The 1,714-nt window shown below is 49.8% G+C and carries 1 protein-coding gene; it reads right to left on the minus strand.

The features are described from left to right. Positions 1-186: 186 nt before the first annotated feature. On the minus strand, positions 187-711 hold the full coding sequence (gene hpf / locus WMO23_RS11245) for a ribosome hibernation-promoting factor, HPF/YfiA family (RefSeq protein ID WP_302680768.1): 525 nt from the start codon (positions 709-711) through the stop codon (positions 187-189). Positions 712-1,714: the final 1,003 nt, after the last annotated feature.

Raw genomic sequence — 1,714 nt, forward strand, 5'->3', positions numbered from 1 at the left:
CGCACGTGGCGAGCCCGCAGGCCGCAGTCGCAGACCGCCATTATTTGCCTCTCCTGCAAACTTAATACAAAAAAAAGCTGTCGCATTATGCATTCCTGCTTAATGCGACAGCTTTTTTATTTATTTTTTCAACCTCTCAGTCAGCTATGCTGACAGCTCCCCTATCAAGGGAGCCACGGACAACCCCTAATATTCCGGTTCGATGAGGCCGTATTTCCCGTGTTTCCGTTTATAGACGACGTTGATTGTGTCGGTCTTGGAATTGAGGAAGACGAAGAAGTCGTGGCCTACGAGGTTCATCTGCAAGATAGCTTCTTCGACGTCCATCGGACGAGCGGCGAATTTCTTGACGCGGGCGACTTCAAAGGCTTCTTCCGGAACAGCCGGCCCTTCGACGAGAGCGTCATTGAAAGCGCCTTTCTTCATGCGGCGGGCGATTTTTGTTTTGTATTTATGAATCTGGCGGACCAGTTTATCATAGACTAAATCGATAGCAGCATACATATCATCGTTGGCTTCGACGCCGCGGAGAACGACACCGTCGACTTTCAACGTAATTTCAGCGATTTTCCGATCTTTTTCTACAGAAAGCAGGGCCTGGACATTGACTTCGTTATCAAAGTATTTCGTAACTTTCTTTTCCTGTTTTTCAACGTGATCTTTCAGAGCCGGTGTAATTTCTAAATTTTTACCTCTAACGATGGTTGCCATAAAACATCCCTTCCTTTCGTGGGGAGATCCTGTCTAAAGAATGTATGGCTTTCATTCCTTGTGGTCTCTTCCCTTATATGTATAGTATTCAACACGGGGATGCAAATTCCTTCTAAAAAAACAAAAAAATTTGAATTTTTTTTATTTTGGAGCCGACGGCCCCGCCGGTCGCAGGCCGTCTCGGACTCAGATGCCGCTTTGCGGCAACAAACTCAAATTAAATACATCGCCTCGAGTAACCCTCGGCTCGTGAAAATAGTGGCTCGTGGCTCGTAAAAACCGGCCATCATACATGAATGGGTTGTGATGAAATCTCACAACGGGACGCCAGCCACAGCTGTCCGTTTTGGCAACCGTCTTGCGCCTTCCGCTGGTCGGCACCTGACGGGCCAAAAAGGCTTTCAGGGCGTCCCCTACGCACAAGGACACTGGCCGTGTATTTTTTTTGCGATCTGCGCTCATTTCCATCGCCTGTATGCGATACCGTAGGGGACGACCCGGAGGATGTTCCGGAGGGCGTCCCGCCGCGAATCCTGTGAACAGCCGAAATTTATGACAGGTGGCACACGGTCGTAACCCAATCCTGAGTCTGTCACAGCTCGGCTGCATCGTAGGGGCCGCCCAAAACCTTCTATCCCATCAGGTACAGAACGGTTACCCGAACGAATAGCAACGGCGGGCGGCCCGCTACGCGCTGAGGTTTTCCCGAAGCGTCGTTGTTAGTTTGAGTCTGTCGCGGCGTAGCCGCATCTGAGTCCGAGGAAAAGCCATGGCTCGTGTCTCGTAAAAAGTCTGCTATTATACTCAAATGGGCTGTGGTCAAATCTCTTTAGCTGGCTTCCCACGTGGAAGCCCCTACGCACAAGGCCATAGGCCGTGTTTTTGCGGCCTGCCATCTGCGGACTACGGCCTGCGTCTTTTTTGTGTAAAAAAAGACCACCCATTTCTGAGTGGTCTTTGTAATCTTCCTGTGAAAGGAGAGATTAGAATACGAATACGAACT

Origin of the sequence: Megasphaera intestinihominis (assembly GCF_040096415.1) — a bacterium.
In the GTDB taxonomy this organism is placed as follows: Bacteria; Bacillota; Negativicutes; order Veillonellales; family Megasphaeraceae; genus Megasphaera; species Megasphaera intestinihominis.

Excerpts from the sequence above, each read along its gene's own strand:
- hpf (WP_302680768.1), bottom strand. The coding sequence starts at position 711 with ATGGCAACCATCGTTAGAGGTAAAAATTTAGAAATTACACCGGCTCTG.